The organism is Adlercreutzia murintestinalis, from assembly GCF_943192905.1.
GTDB classification, from domain to species: domain Bacteria; phylum Actinomycetota; class Coriobacteriia; order Coriobacteriales; family Eggerthellaceae; genus Adlercreutzia_A; species Adlercreutzia_A murintestinalis.
Map to the genome: position 1 here is coordinate 1 of NZ_CALPCC010000004.1, position 21,092 is coordinate 21,092.

At 61.6% G+C, this 21,092-nt stretch carries 27 protein-coding genes; all 27 read left to right on the plus strand.

The window, feature by feature from the left end; genetic code table 11:
- Positions 1-549 precede the first annotated feature (549 nt).
- The 27 genes from rplB to NFR19_RS01815 all read left to right on the plus strand — a co-directional run bounded on the left by rplB (position 550) and on the right by NFR19_RS01815 (position 21,057).
- On the plus strand, positions 550-1,380 hold the full coding sequence (rplB, locus tag NFR19_RS01685) for a 50S ribosomal protein L2 (protein WP_251212048.1): 831 nt from the start codon (positions 550-552) through the stop codon (positions 1,378-1,380).
- Positions 1,381-1,398: 18 nt separating this feature from the next.
- On the plus strand, positions 1,399-1,671 hold the full coding sequence (gene rpsS / locus NFR19_RS01690; RefSeq protein WP_251212049.1) for a 30S ribosomal protein S19: 273 nt from the start codon (positions 1,399-1,401) through the stop codon (positions 1,669-1,671).
- A 12-nt stretch (positions 1,672-1,683) separates the two neighbouring features.
- Positions 1,684-2,025 carry a 50S ribosomal protein L22 gene (gene rplV, locus NFR19_RS01695; RefSeq protein WP_251212050.1) on the plus strand — a complete coding sequence of 114 codons (342 nt, stop codon included), beginning with the start codon at positions 1,684-1,686 and terminating at the stop codon, positions 2,023-2,025.
- A gap of 3 nt (positions 2,026-2,028) precedes the next feature.
- Positions 2,029-2,745 (plus strand): 30S ribosomal protein S3, encoded by a 717-nt coding sequence (gene rpsC / locus NFR19_RS01700; RefSeq protein ID WP_251212051.1) that lies wholly within the window; start codon positions 2,029-2,031, stop codon positions 2,743-2,745.
- On the plus strand, positions 2,746-3,171 hold the full coding sequence (gene rplP, locus NFR19_RS01705; protein WP_251212052.1) for a 50S ribosomal protein L16: 426 nt from the start codon (positions 2,746-2,748) through the stop codon (positions 3,169-3,171).
- Positions 3,172-3,366, plus strand: coding sequence for a 50S ribosomal protein L29 (gene rpmC, locus NFR19_RS01710; protein WP_251212053.1), 195 nt, complete (start codon positions 3,172-3,174; stop codon positions 3,364-3,366).
- A gap of 12 nt (positions 3,367-3,378) precedes the next feature.
- The gene (gene rpsQ, locus NFR19_RS01715; RefSeq protein WP_251212054.1) at positions 3,379-3,639 is read left to right on the plus strand and encodes a 30S ribosomal protein S17; all 261 of its coding nucleotides are present in this window, start codon (positions 3,379-3,381) and stop codon (positions 3,637-3,639) included.
- Positions 3,640-3,681: 42 nt separating this feature from the next.
- The gene (rplN, locus tag NFR19_RS01720) at positions 3,682-4,050 is read left to right on the plus strand and encodes a 50S ribosomal protein L14 (RefSeq protein WP_165062843.1); all 369 of its coding nucleotides are present in this window, start codon (positions 3,682-3,684) and stop codon (positions 4,048-4,050) included.
- Positions 4,051-4,062: 12 nt separating this feature from the next.
- The gene (rplX, locus tag NFR19_RS01725; protein WP_432762713.1) at positions 4,063-4,404 is read left to right on the plus strand and encodes a 50S ribosomal protein L24; all 342 of its coding nucleotides are present in this window, start codon (positions 4,063-4,065) and stop codon (positions 4,402-4,404) included.
- Positions 4,405-4,661: 257 nt separating this feature from the next.
- Positions 4,662-5,213, plus strand: a complete 552-nt coding sequence (rplE, locus tag NFR19_RS01730; RefSeq protein ID WP_432762714.1) for a 50S ribosomal protein L5 — start codon at positions 4,662-4,664, stop codon at positions 5,211-5,213.
- Positions 5,214-5,286: 73 nt separating this feature from the next.
- On the plus strand, positions 5,287-5,472 hold the full coding sequence (locus NFR19_RS01735; RefSeq protein ID WP_251212055.1) for a type Z 30S ribosomal protein S14: 186 nt from the start codon (positions 5,287-5,289) through the stop codon (positions 5,470-5,472).
- Between the two features lie 110 nt (positions 5,473-5,582).
- Entirely contained in the window at positions 5,583-5,981 is a 399-nt protein-coding gene (gene rpsH, locus NFR19_RS01740) for a 30S ribosomal protein S8 (protein WP_251212056.1), read from the plus strand.
- Positions 5,982-5,996: 15 nt separating this feature from the next.
- Entirely contained in the window at positions 5,997-6,536 is a 540-nt protein-coding gene (gene rplF, locus NFR19_RS01745) for a 50S ribosomal protein L6 (RefSeq protein WP_251212057.1), read from the plus strand.
- A 12-nt stretch (positions 6,537-6,548) separates the two neighbouring features.
- On the plus strand, positions 6,549-6,920 hold the full coding sequence (gene rplR, locus NFR19_RS01750) for a 50S ribosomal protein L18 (protein ID WP_251212058.1): 372 nt from the start codon (positions 6,549-6,551) through the stop codon (positions 6,918-6,920).
- Between the two features lie 10 nt (positions 6,921-6,930).
- Positions 6,931-7,452, plus strand: a complete 522-nt coding sequence (gene rpsE / locus NFR19_RS01755; RefSeq protein WP_251212059.1) for a 30S ribosomal protein S5 — start codon at positions 6,931-6,933, stop codon at positions 7,450-7,452.
- Between the two features lie 2 nt (positions 7,453-7,454).
- Positions 7,455-7,646: a 50S ribosomal protein L30 gene (gene rpmD, locus NFR19_RS01760; protein ID WP_251212060.1), complete on the plus strand. Its 192-nt coding sequence runs from the start codon at positions 7,455-7,457 to the stop codon at positions 7,644-7,646.
- 40 nt (positions 7,647-7,686) lie between these two features.
- Positions 7,687-8,136: a 50S ribosomal protein L15 gene (gene rplO, locus NFR19_RS01765; protein ID WP_251212061.1), complete on the plus strand. Its 450-nt coding sequence runs from the start codon at positions 7,687-7,689 to the stop codon at positions 8,134-8,136.
- The gene (gene secY, locus NFR19_RS01770) at positions 8,130-9,410 is read left to right on the plus strand and encodes a preprotein translocase subunit SecY (protein WP_251212062.1); all 1,281 of its coding nucleotides are present in this window, start codon (positions 8,130-8,132) and stop codon (positions 9,408-9,410) included. Before rplO ends, secY begins: the two co-directional genes overlap by 7 nt.
- Before the next feature lie 203 nt (positions 9,411-9,613).
- Positions 9,614-10,243 (plus strand): adenylate kinase, encoded by a 630-nt coding sequence (locus tag NFR19_RS01775; RefSeq protein ID WP_251212063.1) that lies wholly within the window; start codon positions 9,614-9,616, stop codon positions 10,241-10,243.
- A gap of 237 nt (positions 10,244-10,480) precedes the next feature.
- Entirely contained in the window at positions 10,481-12,718 is a 2,238-nt protein-coding gene (locus tag NFR19_RS01780; RefSeq protein ID WP_251212064.1) for a cytochrome C oxidase Cbb3, read from the plus strand.
- A gap of 77 nt (positions 12,719-12,795) precedes the next feature.
- The gene (gene nagB, locus NFR19_RS01785; protein ID WP_251212065.1) at positions 12,796-13,527 is read left to right on the plus strand and encodes a glucosamine-6-phosphate deaminase; all 732 of its coding nucleotides are present in this window, start codon (positions 12,796-12,798) and stop codon (positions 13,525-13,527) included.
- A 230-nt stretch (positions 13,528-13,757) separates the two neighbouring features.
- Positions 13,758-14,705, plus strand: coding sequence for an ABC transporter permease (locus NFR19_RS01790; RefSeq protein WP_251212066.1), 948 nt, complete (start codon positions 13,758-13,760; stop codon positions 14,703-14,705).
- Between the two features lie 178 nt (positions 14,706-14,883).
- A complete protein-coding gene (locus NFR19_RS01795; RefSeq protein WP_432762716.1) occupies positions 14,884-16,833 on the plus strand; it encodes a dipeptide/oligopeptide/nickel ABC transporter permease/ATP-binding protein in 1,950 nt (649 codons plus the stop codon).
- On the plus strand, positions 16,830-17,867 hold the full coding sequence (locus NFR19_RS01800; RefSeq protein ID WP_251212068.1) for an ABC transporter ATP-binding protein: 1,038 nt from the start codon (positions 16,830-16,832) through the stop codon (positions 17,865-17,867). Before NFR19_RS01795 ends, NFR19_RS01800 begins: the two co-directional genes overlap by 4 nt.
- 86 nt (positions 17,868-17,953) lie before the next feature.
- On the plus strand, positions 17,954-18,913 hold the full coding sequence (locus NFR19_RS01805; RefSeq protein WP_251212069.1) for a dihydrodipicolinate synthase family protein: 960 nt from the start codon (positions 17,954-17,956) through the stop codon (positions 18,911-18,913).
- Positions 18,914-19,036: 123 nt separating this feature from the next.
- Entirely contained in the window at positions 19,037-20,083 is a 1,047-nt protein-coding gene (locus NFR19_RS01810) for an FtsB family cell division protein (RefSeq protein ID WP_251212070.1), read from the plus strand.
- Entirely contained in the window at positions 20,083-21,057 is a 975-nt protein-coding gene (locus tag NFR19_RS01815) for a Ppx/GppA phosphatase family protein (RefSeq protein ID WP_251212071.1), read from the plus strand. Before NFR19_RS01810 ends, NFR19_RS01815 begins: the two co-directional genes overlap by 1 nt.
- Positions 21,058-21,092 lie beyond the last annotated feature (35 nt).

The window sequence follows — 21,092 nt, forward strand, 5'->3', positions numbered from 1 at the left end:
GCAAGAGTCGTAAGGGGCATACGAAGCGCAAGCGATGTATGCGGCATAAGGGCGCGTGGAGCTGAGCGTTGGGTGTTCAGCTCTACCGTTCTTTCAAGGTTCACTCGTCGTTCGATCATGCGTCCGAATGAGGGCGGCAGCTACATATATATGGAGATATATGAATGAGGACGACAGCTGCATGGAGGTATACCTATATAAAGGTATACCTCCATTTTCGTTTGCCAGCTGCTTCCGCGTATGCACCATACTCATTCATCACTTGCTTTCGCGTACGCACCATCTTTGTCCATCGCTTGCTTCTGCGCATGCACCGTCTTCATTCGCCATTCGTTCGACATTTCTTTTGTTCGGAAGGAACATTCTGTGCTACACTACTCATTCGCGTCTGTCCGTGTATAGACACACCCGGGCGCGTGGTAAGGCCGCGTCGCAGTTCAGAGCCTCTTACTCTGACGAAGTGGCCATGGTCTTGCCGGAACGTAAGGAAGAAACGGCTGGTGTGCGGAGAGGCGCGCGAGCAGTCGTTTCAAAGAAGAAGGGAACAACGTGGGCGTTAAGCAGTACAAGCCGACCAGCCCCGGGCGTCGCTTCCAGACGGTTTCCGACTTCGAGGAAATTACCACCTCGAAGCCCGAGAAATCGCTGCTGGCGAAAAAGCCCAACAAGGCAGGTCGCAACAACAACGGGCGCATCACCACGCGCCACAAGGGCGGCGGAGTGAAGCGCCGTTACCGCATCATCGACTTCAAGCGCGATAAGGATGGCGTACCCGCGAAGGTCGCCACCATCGAATACGATCCCAACCGCTCGGCGCGCATCGCGCTTTTGCACTATGTGGACGGCGAGAAGCGCTACATCATCCACCCCAAAGGCCTGAAAGTGGGCGATACGGTCATGAGCGGCCAAGAGGCCGACATCAAGCCTGGCAATGCTCTGCCGCTGGAGTTCATCCCCGTAGGCACGCTGGTGCACTGCGTTGAGCTACAGCCCGGCAAAGGTGCCAGCATGGCCCGCTCTGCTGGTACCAGCATCCAGCTGATGGGCAAAGAGGGTAAATACGCCATCCTGCGCATGCCCTCATCTGAGATGCGCCGCGTGCTGCTGACCTGCCGCGCAACCATTGGCGAGGTGGGCAACGCCGAGCATTCCAACATCAAGATCGGCAAGGCTGGCCGCAACCGCTGGAAGGGCATCCGTCCCACCGTTCGCGGTACCGTCATGAACCCGGTCGACCACCCGCACGGCGGCGGCGAGGGCAAGAACAAGACCTCCGGCCGTCACCCGGTCACCCCGTGGGGCGTTCCCACGAAGGGTCACCGTACCCGCAACAAGAAGAAGGCTTCGAGCCGCCTCATCATCAGGCGCCGCAAGAAGTAACCGAGCAAGGAGATCGAATTGAGCAGAAGTCTGAAGAAAGGCCCATTCATTGAGCCGCGCCTTCTCGGTCGAATCCAGGCGATGAACGAGGCAGGCGAAAAGAACGTCATCAAAACATGGAGCCGCGCAAGCACCATCTTCCCGGAGATGGTCGGTCACACCATTGCGGTGTACGACGGCCGCAAGCACGTGCCCGTGTATGTAACTGAGAGCATGGTCGGCCACAAGCTGGGCGAATTCGCGCCCACCCGCACCTTCAAGGGTCATTCCGCCGACAAGGGAAAGCGATAGGAGGCGCCGCACATGGAGGTTAAAGCAGTTTCCAAGTACGTTCGCGTGTCTCCGCGCAAGGCCCGCGTCGTCGTGGATCTGATCCGCGGCAAGCAGATCGAGAACGCCCGCGAGATCCTGGCGTTTTCCGAGCGCGCGATCGCCGAGACGGTGTTGAAGACGCTGAACTCGGCCGTGGCCAACGCAGAGCACAACAACAACCTTCGCGCCGACAACCTGGTCGTGAAGACGGCATTCGTGGACGAGGGCCCCACGCTCAAGCGCATTCGTCCGCGCGCCAAGGGCAGCGCTTCCCGCATCAACAAGCGCACCAGCCACATCACGATCATCGTCGCACCGCGAGAGGAGGCTTAAAGCATGGGTCAGAAAGTAAGCCCTACCGGTTTCCGCCTGGGCATCACCGAGGACTGGCGCAGTCGCTGGTATGCCGATAAGAACTACAAGGAGACCCTGGAGAACGATCTTGCTATCCGTAAGTTCCTGGATAAGCAGCTGGCCCGCGCCGCCGTCTCCAAGACCGAGATCGAGCGCGCTGGCGACAAGATCACCGTCACCATCACCACGGCTCGCCCGGGCATCGTGATCGGCAAGAAGGGCGCCGAGATCGACGCACTGCGCAAGAAGCTGGAGAAGGTCGCCAATGGCACCGTCGCCGTGAACGTGGTGGAGATTCGCCGCCCCGAGCTGGACGCTGAGCTGATCGCTCAGAGCGTGGCCGAGCAGTTGGAGGGCCGCGTGGCTTTCCGTCGCGCCATGCGCAAGGCAGTGCAGTCTGCCCGCAAGTCCGGTGCCAAGGGCATCCGCATTCAGTGCTCGGGCCGCCTGGGTGGCGCCGAGATGAGCCGTCGCGAGTGGTATCGCGAAGGCCGCGTGCCGCTGCAAACGCTGCGCGCTAAGATCGATTACGGGTTCGCCACCGCGAACACCCAGATGGGCGCTATCGGCGTGCAGGTGTGGGTGTACCACGGCGATGTGCTGCCCGGCCAGAAGGCACCCGAACCGGCGCTGGAAGGCTCCAGCCGTCCGGAGCGTCGCGGTGGCCGCGGCCGTCGCAACGAAGGAGGTCGCAGATAAATGCTAATGCCTAAACGTGTGAAGCACCGCAAGGTGCAGCGCGGCTCTATGAAGGGCAACGCCAAGGGCGGCACGAAGCTGAACTTCGGCAGCTATGGCATTCAGGCCCTGGAGCGCCATTGGATCACCAACCGCCAGATAGAGGCTGCCCGTATCGCCATGACCCGTCACATGAAGCGTGGCGGCAAGGTGTGGATCAGCATCTTCCCAGATAAGCCCATCTCCAAGAAGCCCGCTGAGACCCGCATGGGCAAGGGCAAGGGCGCGCCCGAGGCGTGGGTGGCTGTGGTCAAGCCCGGCCGCATCATGTTCGAGATCGACGGCGTGGACGACGAGACCGCACGCGAGGCGCTTCGCCTGGCCATCATGAAGCTGCCCATCAAGTGCAAGATCGTCACTCGCGAGAGCCAGAAGCAGGAGGACTAAATGAAAGCATCAGAGATCCGTGAGCTTTCTGCAGAAGACTTGACCGAGAAGCTCAAAGACGCCCGCGCAGAGCTGTTCAACCTGCGCTTCCAGATGGCAACCAGCCAGCTGGACAACACCGCGCGGGTCAAGCAGGTCAAGAAGGACATCGCGCGCATCCTCACCGAGCAGCGTGCCCGCGAGTTGAGCGCGTAAAGGAGCAGATAGATGTCAGAAACCAGGAATCTACGCAAGGTGCGTCAGGGCGTTGTGGTCAGCAGCGCTAACGACAAGACCATCGTGGTTGCCGTGGAAGAGCGCAAGCCGCATCCCATCTATGGCAAGATGATCACCACCACCAAAAAGTACCATGCCCACGACGAGGGCAACGAAGCCGGCAACGGCGACACCGTTCAGATCATGGAGACCCGCCCGCTTTCCAAGATGAAGCGCTGGCGTCTCGCCAAGATCGTCGAGAAGGCCAAATAGCGGCTGCTTGCGAGCACTGCTTACCGTAGTAGGAGGAATAGCATGATTCAGATGCAATCCATGCTCAACGTGGCCGACAATTCCGGTGCCCGCCGCGTCCAGTGCATCAAAGTGCTGGGCGGCAGCAAGCGCCGTTACGCCGGCCTGGGCGACGTCATCGTGTGCTCCGTCAAGGAAGCGCAGCCCAATGGCGCCGTCAAGAAGGGCGAGGTTGTGCGCTGCGTCATCGTGCGCGTGAAGAAGGAAGTTCGTCGCGCCGATGGCAGCTACATCAAGTTCGACCAGAACGCATGCGTGCTGATCAACAACGATGGCACGCCGCGCGGTACGCGTATCTTCGGGCCGGTTGCCCGCGAGCTGCGCGATAAGAAGTACATGAAGATCGTGTCGTTGGCACCGGAAACGCTGTAGGAGGTGCTGAAGATGACGAAGAAGACGAACGAGCGCAACGTGCTGCCCATCAAGAAGGGCGACACCGTCACCGTGCTCGCCGGTAAGGACAAGGGTAAAGAAGGTAAGGTTCTGCGCACCGTGCCCGAGACCGAGCGCGTGGTGGTGGAGAAGGTCAATATGATGAAGAAGGCCATGCGTCCCACGCAGGCCAATCCGCAAGGCGGTATCTCCACCATAGAGGCCCCGCTGGCGGTCAGCAACGTGATGCTGGTGTGCCCGCATTGCAAGAAACCCACGCGTGCTGCGCGCCGTCGTACCGACGAGGGCAAGAAGATTCGCGTGTGCAAGAAGTGCGGCAAGGATATCGACTAGTTCCGTCGGCCTCGACGGCCGCCGGAATTGCTTGACGCTGACGTACTGGCGAACAAGCAAGTCACTTATTGCGGAAGAGCGGTCGCGGATATCACCGCAGCGCGATTCTGCAGCGCAAGAAGAACGTGATACCTCGTCGCATTCTTCGATGCGCGAAGCCAAGCGCAAGGCGATACCCGCGACCGCTTGGGAAGAATGCCTTTAAGGGCAGGAGGTCGGAAACCCCCTGCCGAGCGAAAACGAAGGAGAGCAAGACTATGGCAGAGATGCCCCGTTTGAAGAAGAAGTACCTGGACGAGGTCCGTGGGAACCTTCAGAAGGAACTCAACATCGACAACGTGATGGACGTTCCGCGCCTGAAGAAGATCGTCGTGAACATGGGCGTGGGCGAAGCTGCTCAGGACAGCAAGCAGCTGGAAGGCGCCATCAACGACATTCGCGTCATCACCGGTCAGCAGCCCATGGTCTGCAAGGCCAAGAAATCCATCGCAGGCTTCAAGCTGCGCGAGGGCCAGCCGATCGGCTGCAAGGTGACCCTGCGCGGCGACCGCATGTGGGAGTTCTTCGACCGCCTGGTGGCAACCGCCATTCCGCGTATCCGCGACTTCCGCGGCATGTCTCGCACCAGCTTCGATGGGCGCGGCAACTACTCTATGGGCGTGACCGAGCAGTTGATCTTCCCGGAGATCGACTACGACAAGATCGATCACACGCGCGGCATGGATATCACATTCGTTACGAGCGCGGCAAACGACGAGGGCGCCCTTCAGCTGATGAGCGACCTCGGTTTCCCGTTCAAGAGCAAGTAAAGCGGCTGGCCCTGAGGGGCCTTCCGTGTAACCTCGACCCGGGCCTGGCAGGCCCACAAGAAAGAAGGAATGCATGGCTAAGAAATCGATGATTGCCAAGGCCAAGCGCGAGCCCAAGTACAGCACGCGTCAGCACAATCGCTGCATGCGCTGCGGTCGTCCTCGCGGCTACTATCGCAAGTTCGGCCTGTGCCGTATCTGCTTGCGCGAACTGGCCAACGAAGGCAAGCTGCCCGGCGTCACCAAGTCCAGCTGGTAAACGACACGGTCGACGCAATAAGGGTGTGCCCGCGCCGCAGGCGCAGCCGCTATGGGCGGCATGCGAACCGAGGCGCTGTGGCTCATCACTGAACAAAGGAGAAACCTGAAATGACAATGACCGATCCTATAGCAGACATGTTGACGCGCGTGCGCAACGCCCAGTCTGCGGCAAAGGACACCGTGTCCATGCCCACCAGCAAGAAGCTGGTCGAGATCGCGCGCATCATGGACGAAGAGGGCTACATCAACGGCTACGAGGTGGAAAACGGCGAGCCGCGCGGCACGCTGACCATCACCTTGAAGTACGGCCCGAAGAAAGAGAAGACCATCCGCGGCATCAAGCGCATCAGCAAGCCGGGTCTTCGCATCTACGCTGGCAAAGACGAGCTGCCCCGCGTGCTGGGCGGTTTGGGCACGGCCATCATATCCACCTCTAACGGCGTCATGACCGATCGCGATGCTCGCAAAAAGGGCATCGGCGGCGAGGTCATCGCCTACATCTGGTAGGAAGGGGACACGCATATGTCACGTATCGGCAAGATGCCCATTCCCGTACCGTCCGGGGTGGAAGTGAAGATCGACGGCACCACGGTGACCGTCAAGGGCAAGAAGGGCGAGCTCACCCGTACCTTCCAGCCCACCATGATCATCAAGCAGGAGGGCGACGAGGTTCTGGTCAGCCCTGCCAACGATGAGCGCCAGACCAACGCCTATTGGGGCCTGACCCGCAGCTTGCTGCACAACATGGTGGTGGGCGTCTCTGAGGGTTACAGCAAGAAGCTGGAGCTGGTGGGCGTTGGCTACCGTGCCGCGCTCAAGGGCCGCGACCTGGAGATGCAGCTGGGCTTTTCCCATCCGGTGCTGGTGAAGGCGCCGGAGGGCATCACCTTCGAGGTGCCCTCGCAGACCGAGATCACCGTATCGGGCGCCTCTAAGGAGCAGGTGGGCCAGGTGGCCGCCGACATCCGCAAATGGCGCAAGCCTGAGCCGTACAAGGGCAAGGGCATTCGCTACGAAGGCGAGTACGTCCGTCGCAAGGCCGGCAAAGCCGGTAAGGAATAAGGGAGGCTGGACATGCAGAAGAACATCCTCAAGCGCCAATCCGGCCTGGCCCGCCGCCATCGCCGTGTTCGCGGCAAGATCAGCGGCACCGCTGCGCGCCCGCGCCTGTGCGTGACCCGCAGCAACAACAACATCTACGCTCAGGTGATCGACGACGTGGCCCGCGTTACTATTTGCGGCGCGTCCACCATGGGCGCCGACTTCAAGAAGACTGGTGCGAAGGCTTCTACGGTGGCAGGCGCCGCCGAGCTGGGCACCATCATCGGGAAGTTGGCGCAGGAGAAGGGCGTCAAGGAAGTCGTGTTCGATCGCGGTGGCAATCTGTACCACGGGCGTGTTAAGGCCCTGGCTGACGCAGCCCGCGAAGCCGGCCTTAAGTTCTAGGAGGAGACGAATGGCCCGTAAACAACAGGAAAACGCTGTTCCCGAGCTGGAAGAGCGCGTCGTTAGCATCAACCGCGTCTCCAAGACCGTCAAGGGCGGCCGTCGCATGCAGCTGACGGCGCTCGTCGTGGTGGGCGACGGCAAGGGCAAGGTCGGCCTTGGCCTTGGCAAGTCGCAGGAAGTGCCCAACGCCATCAAGAAGGGCGTGGAGGACGCGAAGAAGAACATGTTCACCGTGCCCCTGACCGACGAGGGCAGCGTGCCGCATGAGATCATCGGCGAATACGGCGCTGGCCGCGTGTTGATCAAGCCAGCTGTGCCTGGTACTGGCGTTATGGCTGGTGGCCCGGTGCGCGCCATCATGGAACTCGCTGGCGTGAAGAACGTCATCACCAAGAGCCTGGGCACGTCCAACGCCATGAATATCGTGAAGGCTGCTGCCGAAGGCCTGAAGGCCATGGAAAGCCCCGAGACGGTGGCTGCTCGCCGCGGCACCACGGTGGACAAGATGTTCGGCAGGAAGGATAAGTAGCCATGGCTGAAGCGAAGAAGACCCTGCGCCTCACGCAGGTGAAAAGCCAGATCGGCCGCAAGTACGATCAGGACCGCACGCTGCGTGCCCTGGGCTTGGGCCGCATCGGCAAGACGCACGATATCGTGGATAACGAGTCCGTGCGCGGCATGATCTTCAAGGTCAAGCACCTCATCGAGGTAGAAGAGATTTAAGTGAAAGCGAGCGCCTGAGGGCGCGACAAAAAGGAGCAACATGGAGATCAAAGATCTGAAGCCCGCAGAGGGTTCCACTCATCGCAAGAAGCGCGTTGGCCGCGGCCCCGCATCCGGCAAAGGCAAGACCGCCGGTCGTGGCATGAACGGCCAGAAGAGCCGCGCTGGTGGTGGCAAGGGCAACGGTTTCGAGGGCGGCCAGACGCCGCTGGCTCGTCGTCTGCCGAAGCTACCAGGCTTTCGTAATCCCAACAAGGTGTACTACATCGCGGTGAACGTGAGCCGCCTGGATGCGAAGTACGACGCGGGCGAGACCGTGGATGCCGACAGCCTGAAAGCCAAGGGCATCATCAAGCACACTACTGACCCGGTGAAGGTCCTCGGCGACGGCGAGATCACGAAGGCGCTCACCGTCAAGGTGGACAAGATCTCTGCTTCGGCGAAAGCCAAGATCGAAGCAGCTGGAGGAAAGGTCGAAGAGCCTTGCTAAGCTCGATTATCGACGCGTTCAAAGTACCGGAACTGCGCAAGAAGATCCTCTTCACGCTGGCTATTCTTGCGCTGTACCGCTTTGGCGCTTACGTGCCGGTCCCCGGCATTCCGTTCAACGAGTTCGCCACCGCCTATCAGGATTCCGGCGTTGCCATGAGCATGCTCGACCTGTTCACCGGTGGCGCGCTTTCCAACTTCAGCGTCTTCTCGCTGGGCATCATGCCCTACATCACCGCATCCATCATCATGCAACTGATGCAGGGTGTCATTCCGGCCGTGGGCCGCTGGGCCAAGGAAGGCGACTCGGGCCGCAAGAAGATCACGCAGGTCACGCGTTACCTGACGCTGGGCCTGGGCCTGATCAATGCGGTCGGTTATCTGTTGCTGTTCCAGTCGCCTGCATACGGCGTCACGTTCAGCGACCAGGTGCCCTATGCGCTGACGGCCACCATCATCGTGTTCACGCTGGTGGCGGGCACGGCATTCATCATGTGGATGGGCGAGCTCATCACGCAGCGCGGCATCGGCAACGGCATGTCGCTGATCATCTTCATCAGCATCGTCAGCGGCGTTCCGCCTGCCATCTTCAGCTCCATCAACCTGACGGCTGATCTGGGTATGGGCATCGCCGTGACCGTGTTGATCCTCATCGTGGTGCTGGCGTGCATTCCGGTCATCATCTTCATCGAACGCGCACAGCGCCGTATTCCGGTCAACTACGCCAAGCGCGTGTCCGGGCGCAAGATGATGGGCGGCCAGAGCACCTACATTCCATTGAAGGTGAACGCAGCGGGCGTTATCCCCATCATCTTCGCAAGTTGTATCCTGTATCTTCCGGCACAGCTGGCGGCCATCTTCAACGTGGGTTGGCTGACCACGTTCGCTGATTGGTGCTCCACTGGCTGGCTGAACTGGATCCTGACGCTGCTGCTGATCGTGTTCTTCTCGTACTTCTACACCTCCATGGTGTTCAATCCCGAGGAAACGGCTGACAACCTGCGCAAGCAGGGTGGCTTCATTCCGGGCGTGCGTCCGGGGTCGGCCACGGTCACCTACATCAAAAACACACTGCGGCGCATCACGCTGCCAGGTGGCATCTTCATCGCGTTGATCGCGGTGGTGCCCACCATCATCTTCTTCTTCACGAACAACCAGCTGATCCAGTCGTTCGGCGGTACGTCCATTCTGATCATGATCGGCGTGGCGCTCGACACGATGAGCAAGGTGGAGAGCCAGTTGAAGATGCACAACTACGAAGGATTCTTCAAGTAGGATTCAACCTGCATCTGGGAGGACCCTGCTGGCATGCTCGGTCGCTCGAACAGTCCTCGCTCGGCGGGAATGTCCACTGGACGTTCCCGTTTGCTGCGTGACTTGCTTGGTGAGCACGCCACCAGGGTCCAATCGGTTGGAGGACATCCCATGGCGATCGGTGTGGTTGTGCATCGTTCGCTTATAAATCGAAAGGATTAAGGATGAATATCGTGCTTTTGGGCGCTCCCGGCGCTGGGAAGGGCACACAAGCTGCCAAGTTGGTGGAGCAGGAGGGCCTGTGCCACATCTCCACGGGCGACATCCTGCGTCAGGCGGTGAAGGATCAGACCGAACTGGGCATGAAGGCGAAGGCATTCATGGACGCGGGCGATCTGGTGCCTGACGAGCTGATCATCGACCTGATGCGCGAGCGCATCCAGCAGCCCGACACCGCGAAGGGCGTTATCCTGGACGGGTTCCCGCGCACGACGACGCAGGCGGTGGCGCTGGATACCATGCTGTCCGATCTGGGACGTCCGCTGGATGCGGCGTTGCTGATCGACGTGGACCCCGAGGTGATCGTGGGCCGTCTGACCAGTCGGCGCATGTGCCGCGATTGCGGTGCTATTGGTACGGCAGCTGATGGTGATGCGTGCCCGAAGTGCGGTGGCGAGATGTATCAACGCGACGACGACAATGAGACCACGGTACGCAACCGCTTGGATGTATACGAGAAGTCCACGAGTCCGCTGATCGACTATTATCGCGGATGCGATCTGCTGGTCACCATTGATGGCGACCGCGATCCGGAAGTCGTGTACGCCGATGTGAAGCAGGCGCTTGATCTGTAAAGCTGCTTTCGTTCGCGCAGATCGGCATGAACGCGGTGCTTGAGTTGTAAGATTGCTTGCGCGGACAAGCATGAAGACGCCGCTTGAGTCGCAGAGCGCTTTTTCTTGAGCATATTGTTTTGAATGGAGGGAAGTCGCAAGTGGCTTCCCTTTCTTGATGTTGCGCACTTTCACTCTTTCGTACCTTCGCACCAACCGTGCGCTTCCCGCAGCGCCCGCAGCATATATAATCAACCCATGCCAACTATCTGGGAAAACCTGTGCTATTTCTGCCGACGCATGATCGTGCCCTACCGGCGCGTCATCGGGTACATGGCGAAATGGGTGGGCATCATGGTATGCGTGGCGTTGGCGCTCGAGGTGCTCGTCTTCAACTTCAACTACTTCGCCACCGCAGGCTACCAGCCGCTGAACATGCGGTCCCACATCAAGCTCTACGAAGGCCCCGACGAAACCTTCCGCATCACCGAGGCGCGCAACACCATCGAGTTCAAGAACCTCAATAAAGAGGTGCACAACATCTACCTCGATTTCGCCGCCGACCAACCAGCCCAGAACGTGCCCATCAAGATCCAGTTCACCGACGAGGCGCACCTCACGTACTTCGACAGCACGGAATACTCCGAAGGCGTGCCGGTGGTCGATGTTGCCACCAACTCGTGGCAAAGCCAGTTCATCAACCTCAACACCACCGGGCTCATGAACAACCTCAAGATCGAAGTGGTGGGTGACGACGTGCAGTACCCAGTGCGTCTGCGCACCATCATTTTGAACGCGCACCATCCGTTCATCTTCAGCGGGTTGCGGTTTGGCCTTACGCTCGGGGCGCTGCTGGTGGCGTTCATGTTCCGCCCGAAGAGCGTGCTGTATCGCCTGCGCATCGTGGAGCACCCCCGACGGTCGAAGGCGGGCATCATCGCCGCGAACGTGGTGGAAGTGGCCATCATCTGCGCGCTTCTGTTCTACGGCAGCAATCTGGTGGGCGTGGCCACGCCAGGCTACAACCAGGGTGACTGGGATGGCCAGTCCATCGTCAACACCTTCGAGGTGGGCGGCGACAACGCCCAGCAATACGCCGAGCTGGCGAAGAGCTTCACCGAAGGTAAGCTCTATCTGGAAGAAGAGCCGCCGCAGTGGCTGCAAGACATGGCCGACCCCTACGACAAGGGCGCGCGCGACGAGGCGCAAAAGGAAACGGGCGAGCCCTATCTATTCGATGTGGCGTACTACGAGGGCCACTACTACGTGTACTTCGGCGTGGTCCCCGTGCTCCTGTTCTACCTGCCGTTCTATCTGCTGACCGGGGCGAACTTCCCCACGGCCATAGGGGTGCTGGTGGCGGCCATCATGTTCACGCTGGGGTGCTCGGCCATGCTCGACCGCTTCGCGCGCTATCACTTCAAGCGCGTGAGCCTGGGCGTCTACCTGCTGGTGCAGATACCCATCATCTTCTGCAGCGGCGTGCTGTACCTGGTGAAGTTCCCCACGTTCTATTCGCTGCCCATCGCGTGCGCCATGGCGTTTTCCGTGTGGGGCCTGTATTTCTGGATGCGCGGGCGCGAGAGCAGTCGACGCTGCCTGATGTTCGCGTTGGGGTCGCTGTGCATGGCGCTGGTGGCGGGGTGCCGTCCGCAGTTCTTGCTGCTGAGCTTGCTGGCCATACCGCTGTTCTGGCGCACCTATCTGACGAAGCGCCGCCTGTTCACGCGCGCGGGCGCCCGCGAGTTCGCCTGCCTCGTACTACCCTACGTGGTGGTAGCCGTGGGCATCATGGCGTACAACTACGCGCGCTTCGGTGGCTTCACCGATTTCGGCGCCAACTACAACTTGACCATGAACGACATGACGCAGCGCGGCTGGGTCTGGGGGCGGCTGCCCGGCGCGTTCTTCAGCTACTTCCTCCAACCGGCGAACATGGTGGGCGTCTTCCCGTTCTTGCAGCCAGCCTCGTTCGCAACCACCTACATGGGCCAAACCATCAAAGAGGTCACCTTCGGCGGCATCTTCGCGTGCCTGCCGGTGCTGTGGGTGCTGTTCTTCGCCGCGCCCATCGTGCGTTTGCGCAACGCCCAGCGCGCAACGCGCACCATCAGCGGCGTCATCGTGTGCCTGCTGGTCAGCGGGGTGGCCATTGCCATGGTGGACGCGCAAATGGCGGGTATTTTGCAGCGGTACTATGCCGATTTCAGCTTCATGTTCCTGGCGGCGGTGGTGCTGCTCGTGTTCATCGTGAACGAGAACGTAGCCGACGATCCGCTGCCAAGCCGCCTCGTGCCCGCACCCGACACGGCGGCTCCCATGCCGCTGGGCGATCGGCGCACGCGCGCGCTGATGACCCGGGCGCTGCTGGCGCTCGCGGCGCTGAGCGTTGCGTACAGCCTGCTGCTGTGCTTCGTTCCCGAGACGGGGTGGTATTCTGATATCTATCCTTGGGCATACCAAGATGTGCTGGAGACGTTCCTGTTCTGGACCTGATCGCGCAGGCCCGGGTACAACGCCGAAGGCGGGAAGCGCAGGCGAGAGAGAGCGGCCGCATGCCGCAGGAGGCGAACATGGAATTCATCATCACCGAAACCTACGATCAGATGAGCCGTGCGGCAGCGGATGCCATAGCGGCGAAGGTGCGCTCGTGTCCCGATTGCACGCTGGGGCTCGCCACGGGGTCCACCCCCATCGGCACCTATGCTTGCCTAGTGGCCGACCATAAGGACGGCACGCTTGATTTCAGCGACGTGACCACGTTCAACCTGGATGAGTATGCCGGTCTTGCGCCGGAGCACCGCCAGAGCTACCGCTACTTCATGAATGACAACTTGTTCGACCATGTGAACATCGACAAGGCGCGCACGCATGTGCCCAACGGCGCCAATGCCGACGCCGATGCGGTCTGCAACGGCTACGAGCAGGCCATCTGGGACAACGGCGGCATCGACTTGCAGCTGTTGGGCCTGGGTCACAACGGGCACATCGGCTTCAACGAGCCAGCTGACGCCTTTCCGGTGGGCACCCATGCGGTGCAGCTGACCGAGAGCACCATCAATGCGAACAGCCGCCTGTTCGACAGTATCGACGATGTGCCGCGCAGTGCCTACACCATGGGCATCGGCACCATCATGGGGGCGCGCGAGGTGCTCGTGGTGGTCAGCGGGGCGGATAAGGCCGATATCGTGGCGAAGGCGTTCTGCGGGCCGGTCGTGCCGCAGGTGCCCGCATCGGTGCTGCAACTGCACCCTGCGTGCACGGTCATCTGCGATGCGGAGGCGGCATCGAAGCTGCCGCGTTAGAGACTAAGGTGTCCGCATCGAAGCTGCCGCGCTAGAGACTGAGGCGCTGGTGCAGTTCGTGCGGCCCTGCTCGGCTTTGCCCGATCTCATCAGCTCTCGCGTGGCTTCGCCCGATCCCGTCTGTTTTCGCTCGATTCTGCACGCGTTCCCCGCTGCTCTTTGATTAGCGCTATCACGGCACCCGTTTCTCGTGTACACTAAGGCGGTAACGTCAAGGTAAGGGGAATCGCGTGAATAACCTACTTCGTTTGATAGGTAATCGCATCCTGTGGTTACCTGTCATGATCTTGGGTGTCACCATCCTCGTGTTCTTCATCATGTCACTCTCGCCTATCGATCCGGCATATTCGGTTCTGGGCGAGAATGCCACGGTGGAACAGGCGCAGGCCTATCGCGAGCAGATGGGACTCAACGACCCGATCATCGTTCAGTACGGCAATTTCCTGTTAGGGCTTTTCCAGGGTGACCTCGGAACGTATGGCGCGTCGCGCATGAGCGTGACCGACCGCGTGCTCGAGGCGCTGCCCGTTACGCTGCAGCTGACCTTCATGGGTCTTATCTTCGGCGTGATCGTGGCTGTCATCTTGGGCGTGGTCTCGGCGCTGTACCGCGACCGCTGGCCCGATCAGGTCATCCGCATCCTGTCCATCGCCTGCATCGCAACGCCGTCCTTCTGGTTGGCGGTGCTGCTGATCCTGGCGTTCCAGGGCGTTTTGCCCGCATCGGGCAAGCTGCCTGATCTCTTCGTCGACCCCAGCGGCTGGTTCATGCGCATGTTGCTGCCCGCCATCTCGCTTGGCGTGCCGGTAGCAGGCCAGCTGACGCGCGTGGTGCGCACGTCCATGGTGGAGGAGCTGGACAAGGACTACGTTCGCACGGCGCTCGGCGCGGGCATCCCGAAAAGCGTGGTCGTGGCGCGCAACGTGCTGCGCAATGCGCTCATCACGCCCGTTACGGTGCTGGGCCTGCGCATCGGTTACCTCATCGGTGGCGCGGTCATCATCGAGGTCATCTTCAACCTGCCTGGTATGGGCATGGCCATCGTGTCGGGCATCCAGTCGAACTACCTGTACCTGGTGCAGGGCGTGGTGCTCACCGTGGCCATCGCATTCATCATCATCAACATCATCGTCGATATGCTCTACATCCTTATCGACCCGCGCATAAGGACGGTGTAGCATGGCCTCAGACGAGCTGTATACCCCTAAAGACGAAGCGAAGGCGCCCCTGTACGGCACCGACGCTGCGGCAGCGGCCACCGAGCCAGCTGCTGGTGGCCCTGAGTTGGGCCCGAAGCTGCGCGAGAAGACCACCGAGAAACTGGAAGGCAAGGTGCGCTTCCGCCGCTGGAAGAACATGCCCATCAGTTCGCGCGTGGCGCTGATCATCCTGATCGTCATCGTGCTGATCGCGGTGTTCGCGAACTTCCTGGCACCGTATAACCCCTACGAGATCACCGTGGCGCGCGAAGCGCCCGATGCTGCGCACCTGTTCGGCACCGACGACAAGGGCCGCGACGTGCTCTCGCGCATGATGTACGGCGGGCGCTACTCGCTGGTCATCGGCTTGGGCGCAACGGCGTTCGCGCTGGTGGTGGGCAGCATCATCGGCTCGCTGGCAGCCGTGGTGCGCAGCTGGATCTCTAACCTGATCATGCGCATCCTGGACATCATCATGTCCTTCCCGGGCATCGCGCTGGCCGCCACGTTCGTCATCGTGTTCGGCAATTCGGTGCCCTCGCTCATCTTCGCCATCGGTTTCTTGTACATCCCGCAGATCGCGCGTATCGTGCGCGCGAACGTCATGAGCGAGTACAACCAAGATTACGTGCGCGCGGTCATCGTATCGGGGGCGCGCGCTAATTGGATCTTGGTGAAGCACGTCATTCGCAACTGCATCGCACCAGTGCTGGTGTTCACCATCGTGCTGGTGGCTGACGCCATCGTGTTCGAGGCGTCGCTGTCGTTCATCAGCGCGGGCATTCCCGAACCCACGCCCACCTGGGGCAACATCCTGGCTGACGCGCGCGACGGCGTGCTGGCAGGGCGCTGGTGGCAGGCGCTGTTCCCGGGCCTTGCCATCATGATCACGGTGCTGTGCCTCAACATCTTCTCCGAGGGCATCACCGACGCCATGGCCGCACCGGCGAAGGCGCCGGTGGACGCGGGCGACGACAAGCTGGCCGGTGGCCGCGAGGCCGACCGCATGGTGGCCGATCCGAAGCTGGCTTATGCCGCGCAGGCTGAGATGCTGGAGAAGCGGCTGGATGCCCTGCGCGCCATCGAGGCGCAGCGCAACGACCGATTCACGGCCAAGACCGACGTACCGCCGGTGCTCGAGGTGAAGAACCTGTGCATCCGCTTCCCGCGGCATGGTGACGTGAACGTGGTGGACAACGTCAGCTTCGTGGTGCGCCCGCGCCAGACTATGGGCTTGGTGGGCGAGTCGGGATGTGGCAAATCCATCACCAGCCTTGCCATCATGGGGCTGCTCGATCGCAGCGCCACCATCACCGGTGAGGTGCTCTATAACGGCGAGAACCTGCTGAAGCTCAACGATCGCGAGATGAATCGTCTGCGCGGCCGCGAGATCGCCATGATCTATCAGGACGCGCTGAGCTCCCTCAACCCGTCCATGCTGATCCGTGCGCAGATGAAGCAGCTGACCAAGCGCGGCGGCACGCGCAGTGCCGAAGAGCTGCTTGAGCTGGTAGGCCTCGATCCGAAGCGCACGCTCGATTCCTATCCGCACGAGCTCTCCGGTGGTCAGCGCCAGCGCGTGCTGATCGCTATGGCGCTCACGCGCGACCCGAAGGTCATCATCGCCGACGAGCCTACCACCGCGTTGGACGTGACCGTGCAAAAGCAGGTGGTCGATCTGTTGAACCGCCTGCAAAAGGAACTGGGCTTCGCCATGGTGTTCGTCAGTCACGACCTGGCGCTGGTGGCCGAGGTGGCCAATTCCATCACGGTCATGTACGCCGGTCAGGTGGTGGAGCAAGGTCCGGTGATCGACATTCTGACCAACCCCATCCACGAGTACACGCGCGGCCTGCTGGGCAGCGTGCTCTCCATCGAGGCGGGCGGCGATCGTCTCCATCAGGTGCCGGGCAGCGTGCCCAGCCCGAAGGATTTCCCCGAGGGCGACCGCTTCACCCCGCGCAGCAGTCATCCCGACAAGGTGTCGCCCATTCGCCCGAAGCTCAAGCGCTACCAGGATACCGATCATTACTTCGCCGAGCTGCCTGACAGCGAGTTGGCGCGCCTTGGCATAGAGCCCTATGTACCAGGAGGTCCGATCGAATGAGCGACCGTAAAACCCTCAGCGAAGAGATGGTAGCCGCCGCGGGCGGGGCTCTTGCATCCGACAAGGCGAAGGTGCGCAGCGACGCCGAGCTGTATGAACGCGCAACGATCGAAGCGGGCGGTGCGGCTACTGATGCGTGCGGCACGGACACCGATGGCGCGGTCGCGTGCGAGACGCCAGCAAGCCACGAGGCGATCGAGGCGGAAGAAGAGGCATTCGAGCGCGAAGGCGTTGAGCCCATCATCTTCTTGGATAACATCGAAGTGACGTTCAAGACGCGCACGGGCAGTCTGCTGCATCCGAATCTGGTGCATGCGGTGCGCGGTCTTACCTTGAAGCTATGGCCTGGCGAGACCATCGGCATCGTGGGCGAGTCCGGATGCGGCAAGTCCACCACGGCCAACGTCATGTGCGGCTTGCAGTCGCCGACCTCGGGCCGCGTGTTCTTCAAAGGCAAGGACGTCACCCATCGCACCGCAGCCGACCGTCGCGTCATCGGGCGCGTGATCTCGGTGGTCTTCCAAGACCCCGCCACGGCGCTGAACGCGCGCATGAGCGTACGCGAGCAGTTGCTCGATCCCATGATCGTGCACAAGGTGGGCACCAAGGAAGAGCGCGAGCGCCGCGTGCATGACCTGATCGGCATGGTCGGCCTGCCGCAGAGCGCCCTTGAAGCGTTGCCGGGCCAGCTGTCCGGCGGCCAGCGTCAGCGCGTTGCTATCGCGCGTGCGCTCGCCCTGAAGCCCGACGCCATCATCGCCGACGAGCCCACCAGCGCGCTCGACGTGTCGGTGCGTGCGCAGATCCTCAATCTGCTGATGGATCTGAAGAAGGAACTGGGCCTTGCCATGGTGTTCATCAGTCACGACATCCAGACCGTTCGCTACATTTCCGATCGCATCATCGTCATGAATGCGGGGCGCGCGGTGGAACGCGGTACCGCCGAGCAGGTGTTCAACGATCCGCAGGACAGCTACACGCGCCTGCTGTTGGGCGCCGCGCCGTCGCTGCTCCACCCGGAACTGGGCAAATGATGTTGCTGAGAAGCTCCCGATGCGGGGGCTTCTCATTTGTTGTACCATAACCTGCTCTACCATCGAAACGAAAGCGAAAGGCCGACATGGAAGATCTGAAGAAGTTCAGCGGTGTCATCCCTCCGGTTATCATTCCTCTGAAAGGCGATCGCACGCTCGACCCGGTATCGTTCGAGCGCAGCATTGACCGCATGATCGATGCGGGCGTGCACGGGTTGTTCTTCTTGGGGTCAAGCGGGGAAGTGGCTTTCCTGACCAACGATGAGCGCGAGCGCGTGCTGCGCGCCGCTCTGGAGATCGTGGATGGTCGGGTGCCGGTTCTGGTAGGCATCATCGATATGGAGACGATGCGCGTGATCGACCAGGCCAAGCGCGTGTCGCGCTGCGAGGGCGTGGATGCGCTCGTGGCAACAGCGCCATTCTATGCGCTCGGCGGTCCAACCGAGACAGAGCGGCATTTCCGTGCCATTCGCGAGAGCACCGAGCTGCCGTTGTTCGCCTACGACTTGCCGGTGAGCGTGCATACGAAACTCAACCCCGAGATGCTGATCCGCTTGGGCACCGATGGCGTGCTGCAAGGCGTGAAGGATTCATCCGGCGACGATGTGCAATTCCGCTGGCTCATGATCGAGAACGAGGAAGCGGGCCATCCCATGCAGCTGCTGACCGGGCACGAGGTGTGCGTGGACGGCGTGCTTCTGGGTGGTGCCGATGGCAGCGTTCCCGGCCTGGCGAACATCGATCCGCACAGCTACGTGGAGATGTGGCACTGCGCGAAGAAGGGCGAGTGGGATCGCGTGACCGAACTGCAGGATCATCTCGCACGTCTGATGATGATGACGCGCCGCGTGAAGGCCACCGTCGGCTTCGGCGCGGGCGTGGGCGCTTTCAAGACGGCGCTGTGGCAGATGGGCATCTTCGAGACGAACCAGATGCGCGAGCCGGTGGCTGCGCTGCAGGGCGAAGACGTCATGTCCATCGTCCGCGTGCTGCGCGAAAACGGCGTGGTTCCCAAGGATTCCCTCATGCGTCAAGCATGGGATTGAAGCCGTTCTGCATTATTTTGACGCTTCCGGATGCGCGGGTTCCCCAGCGGGCTCGCGCATGCTAAGCTATAGACGCTCTTTATCGCATCACTGCAGCTGAAACACACCATGCCAAGGAGCAGTTTGGCCACAAGGAACAACATCGTCACGTTTGAAGAGGCGCGCCGATCAGCGAAGCGGCGCCGACCTGCCGTTTCTGGGTCAGTCTCTGTTTCCGAATATGCGGTCACCACCAAACTTGAAGAGAAGAAGTCGACGCGTGGCATGCGCACGCGCAAACGTGTTCATGCTGAGAAAGCGCCGGTCGAGAAGGCATCTGCGCGCACGACGGCTGTCAGCGCCTCGACGAGTGCGCGCCTCGCAGCAACCAGCGCCCCGACGAACATGCTCACGCGCATCGTTTCGGCAGGGCGCAAGCACGTCGCATCCGGTGCTGCGCGCGCTGAGGCACCCGCGCCTGAGCGCAGCGCCACTCGCACGTCGCAAACGGCGCGAACAGAGATGCGCAGCACTGCGCACGAATCGGCAAAGCGCTCCAACAAAGAGGCAGCCAAGCGCCGCCGCGGCAAAGCCCGTGCCGAGAAGAAGTTCACGAAGCTCTACGGCAAAGGCGAGGCGAGCGCGTCCGCTTCGAACTCGGAGGGCGGCCCGCGCGCGGCGGTGTATCAGGCCAAGATGGGCGCAAAGCATCGCAAAGCGGCGCAGGCGTTGCAGCAAAAGGCCGCTCAAGGCATCTCGGCCGCATCCGGCTTCATCGGCGGCATCACGCTGCCCGATCTCAAGGCGCTGCCCAAGCGCACGGTGCGCATCTTGACGGTCATCGGATGCGCTGCGTTTCTGACGTTCATGCTGTACGCGCCAGCGCAGCAATGCTACCAGCAGGTGCGCGAGCGCGACCGGGTGGCTGCCGAGTACGCAGCGGTCATGGACCGCAACCAGGCGCTGGCTGATTCGGTGGATATGTTGCAAACCGAAGAGGGCATCGAGGACAAGGCGCATGCTGAATACGGCATGGTGAAGGATGGCGAAGAGGCCGGCAGTGTCAGTGGCATCGACGTACAGAGCAGCACCGATTTCGTGGCGAACGTGGTGCCGGGAGGCGTAGCGGCGCCTGATACCTGGTATTCCGGCGTGCTCGATCTGCTCTTTGGGTATTCCAATCCGCAATGATGGATGACACGCATACCACCGGCCTGCGTGATGGGCGCTATGCCGCCATCGACATCGGCACGGTGACCTGCCGCATGATGGTGGCAGATGTTCGCGCGGGTCGTCTTGAAGTGCGCACGAAGGAGTACTGCATCACCAATCTGGGCGAAGGTGTTGATGCGACGCATCGGTTGCGGCCTGAGGCCATGCAACGGGTCGAAGAGGCGCTGCGAACGTTTCTGGCGGTTCGCGCACGCTACGAGGTGCCGCGGTGCAACGCCATGGTCGTGGCCACTTCGGCTGTCCGTGATGCTGAGAATGCGGATGCGTTTCAGGAGATGCTCGCCCGCTTGGGCTTGCCGTTGCGCGTGATCAGCGGTGCCGAAGAGGCGGCGCTCACCTTCGCGGGCGCGACGGCCGCGTTCGCAGGTCAGCGCGTGATGGTGGTGGATGTGGGCGGCGGCTCCACGGAGCTTTCCATCGGGCGTGCGGGCGCATCTGCCGAGGTTGCGCATTCGTTCGACATTGGCTGCCGCCGAGCTACCGAGCGTTTCCTTCACGCTGACCCGCCCTCGCGCGCACAGCTGGAAGCGACACGCGCCTGGATGCAGACTGCGTTCGACGCGTGGCTTGCGGGGGTGCGCGGGCAGGGCATCGCGCCAGCGGATCGTATGATCGCGGTGGCGGGCACTGCCACAACGGCGGTGAGCATTCGCGAGCAGATGGCGGTCTATGACAGCGAACGGGTGGATGGCGCGCGCGTGTCGGCGATTGAGCTGCGCGACATCGCCGAGCGTTTGGCGGCGCTGCCCCTGGCGCAACGTCGGCAGGTGGTGGGTTTGGACCCAGGCCGCGCGCCCGTCATCGTAGCGGGCATGTTGATTCTCGAATCTGTGATGCATGCGGCCCAGATGGACGCGTTTACCGTCAGCGAATCGGATATACTGGATGGCATGATCCTGCGGCTTGCAGCTGAGGCAGCCGAGCAGCCCTGAACACGGGGCGGCATGTTCAGATGTGCACCGCAGCG